Genomic DNA, 3,508 nt, shown 5'->3' with positions numbered 1-3,508 from the left:
GTTCGGCGGCGTCCTACTCTCCCACAGGGTCCCCCCTGCAGTACCATCGGCGCTGTGAGGCTTAGCTTCCGGGTTCGGAATGTAACCGGGCGTTTCCCTCACGCTATAACCACCGAAACACTATGAAACTGTTTCAGCCGCACCACGCGTGGCAGCGTGGGGCCGTTCGTGGTTTCAGAACCAACACAGTGGACGCGAGCAACTGAGGACAAGCCCTCGGCCTATTAGTACCGGTCACCTCCACACGTTACCGTGCTTCCAGATCCGGCCTATCAACCCAGTCGTCTACTGGGAGCCTTACCCCATCAAGTGGGTGGGAATACTCATCTCGAAGCAGGCTTCCCGCTTAGATGCTTTCAGCGGTTATCCCTCCCGAACGTAGCCAACCAGCCATGCCCTTGGCAGAACAACTGGCACACCAGAGGTTCGTCCGTCCCGGTCCTCTCGTACTAGGGACAGCCCTTCTCAATATTCCTGCGCGCGCAGCGGATAGGGACCGAACTGTCTCACGACGTTCTAAACCCAGCTCGCGTACCGCTTTAATGGGCGAACAGCCCAACCCTTGGGACCGACTCCAGCCCCAGGATGCGACGAGCCGACATCGAGGTGCCAAACCATCCCGTCGATATGGACTCTTGGGGAAGATCAGCCTGTTATCCCCGGGGTACCTTTTATCCGTTGAGCGACGGCGCTTCCACAAGCCACCGCCGGATCACTAGTCCCGACTTTCGTCCCTGCTCGACCCGTCGGTCTCACAGTCAAGCTCCCTTGTGCACTTACACTCAACACCTGATTGCCAACCAGGCTGAGGGAACCTTTGGGCGCCTCCGTTACTCTTTAGGAGGCAACCGCCCCAGTTAAACTACCCATCAGACACTGTCCCTGATCCGGATCACGGACCCAGGTTAGACATCCAGCACGACCAGACTGGTATTTCAACGACGACTCCACAACCACTGGCGTGGCTGCTTCAAAGTCTCCCAGCTATCCTACACAAGCCGAACCGAACACCAATATCAAACTGTAGTAAAGGTCCCGGGGTCTTTCCGTCCTGCTGCGCGAAACGAGCATCTTTACTCGTAGTGCAATTTCACCGGGCCTATGGTTGAGACAGTCGAGAAGTCGTTACGCCATTCGTGCAGGTCGGAACTTACCCGACAAGGAATTTCGCTACCTTAGGATGGTTATAGTTACCACCGCCGTTTACTGGCGCTTAAGTTCTCAGCTTCGCCCACCCGAAGGTGAGCTAACCGGTCCCCTTAACGTTCCAGCACCGGGCAGGCGTCAGTCCGTATACATCGCCTTACGGCTTCGCACGGACCTGTGTTTTTAGTAAACAGTCGCTTCTCGCTGGTCTCTGCGGCCACCCCCAGCTCAGGAAGTAAATTCCATCACCGGATGTGGCCCCCCTTCTCCCGAAGTTACGGGGGCATTTTGCCGAGTTCCTTAACCATAGTTCACCCGAACGCCTCGGTATTCTCTACCTGACCACCTGAGTCGGTTTAGGGTACGGGCCGCCATGAAACTCGCTAGAGGCTTTTCTCGACAGCATAGGATCATCCACTTCACCACAATCGGCTCGGCATCAGGTCTCAGACTATTGCCAGGCGGATTTACCTACCTGACGTCCTACACCCTTACCCCGGGACAACCACCGCCCGGGCTGGACTACCTTCCTGCGTCACCCCATCACTCACCTACTAACCGCTTGGTCCGGCGGCTCCACCACTTTCCATTCCCCGAAGGGTCCGGAACGGCTTCACGGCCTTAGCATCACGATGCTCGATGTTTGACGCTTCACAGCGGGTACCGGAATATCAACCGGTTATCCATCGACTACGCCTGTCGGCCTCGCCTTAGGTCCCGACTTACCCTGGGCAGATCAGCTTGACCCAGGAACCCTTAGTCAATCGGCGCACACGTTTCTCACGTGTGAATCGCTACTCATGCCTGCATTCTCACTCGTGAACCGTCCACAACTACCTTCCGGTGCTGCTTCACCCGGCACACGACGCTCCCCTACCCATCACAGCCGGCGTTGGCCGTATTGCTGCAATGACACGACTTCGGCGGTACGCTTGAGCCCCGCTACATTGTCGGCGCGGAATCACTAGACCAGTGAGCTATTACGCACTCTTTCAAGGGTGGCTGCTTCTAAGCCAACCTCCTGGTTGTCTGTGCGACTCCACATCCTTTCCCACTTAGCGTACGCTTAGGGGCCTTAGTCGATGCTCTGGGCTGTTTCCCTCTCGACCATGGAGCTTATCCCCCACAGTCTCACTGCCGCGCTCTCACTTACCGGCATTCGGAGTTTGGCTAAGGTCAGTAACCCGGTAGGGCCCATCGCCTATCCAGTGCTCTACCTCCGGCAAGAAACACACGACGCTGCACCTAAATGCATTTCGGGGAGAACCAGCTATCACGGAGTTTGATTGGCCTTTCACCCCTAACCACAGGTCATCCCCCAGGTTTTCAACCCTGGTGGGTTCGGTCCTCCACGAAGTCTTACCTCCGCTTCAACCTGCCCATGGCTAGATCACTCCGCTTCGGGTCTTGAGCGCGCTACTGAATCGCCCTGTTCGGACTCGCTTTCGCTACGGCTTCCCCACTCGGGTTAACCTCGCAACACACCGCAAACTCGCAGGCTCATTCTTCAAAAGGCACGCAGTCACGAGACACCAAGCAAGCTTGATGTCCGACGCTCCCACGGCTTGTAGGCACACGGTTTCAGGTACTATTTCACTCCGCTCCCGCGGTACTTTTCACCATTCCCTCACGGTACTATCCGCTATCGGTCACCAGGGAATATTTAGGCTTAGCGGGTGGTCCCGCCAGATTCACACGGGATTTCTCGGGCCCCGTGCTACTTGGGTGTCTCTCAAACGAGCCGCTGACGTTTCGACTACGGGGGTCTTACCCTCTACGCCGGACCTTTCGCATGTCCTTCGCCTACATCAACGGTTTCTGACTCGTCCTGTCGCCGGCAGACGACAGAAGAGAGATCCCACAACCCCGCATGCGCAACCCCTGCCGGGTCTCACACGCATACGGTTTGGCCTCATCCGGTTTCGCTCGCCACTACTCCCGGAATCACGGTTGTTTTCTCTTCCTGCGGGTACTGAGATGTTTCACTTCCCCGCGTTCCCTCCACACTGCCTATGTGTTCAGCAGCGGGTGACAGCCCATGACGACTGCCGGGTTTCCCCATTCGGAAACCCCCGGATCAAAGCCTGGTTGACGACTCCCCGGGGACTATCGTGGCCTCCCACGTCCTTCATCGGTTCCTGGTGCCAAGGCATCCACCGTGCGCCCTTAAAAACTTGGCCACAGATGCTCGCGTCCACTGTGCAGTTCTCAAACAACGACCAGCCACCCATCACCCCCAACCGAAGTCGGAGTTCACTGGGGCCGGCATCTCGAGGGAGTTCATTCCCTCAGACACCCAACAGCGTGCCCGGCACCCCCGCCACTCGTGATCAGCTTTCCACGCTCCGAAGAGCAGTACTAG

The 3,508-nt window shown here is 57.4% G+C and carries 2 rRNA genes; both read right to left on the bottom strand.

The features are described 5' to 3' along the window. Nucleotides 1-117 (bottom strand): 5S ribosomal RNA (gene rrf, locus ACIOC0_RS38900). Between the two features lie 87 nt (nt 118-204). After that, nucleotides 205-3,326, bottom strand: a 23S ribosomal RNA gene (locus ACIOC0_RS38895). Between the last annotated feature and the right edge of the window lie 182 nt (nt 3,327-3,508).

The organism is Streptomyces sp. NPDC088254, from assembly GCF_044740925.1.
Lineage (GTDB): Bacteria > Actinomycetota > Actinomycetes > Streptomycetales > Streptomycetaceae > Streptomyces.
This window is presented reverse-complemented; position numbering and strand designations above follow the sequence as displayed.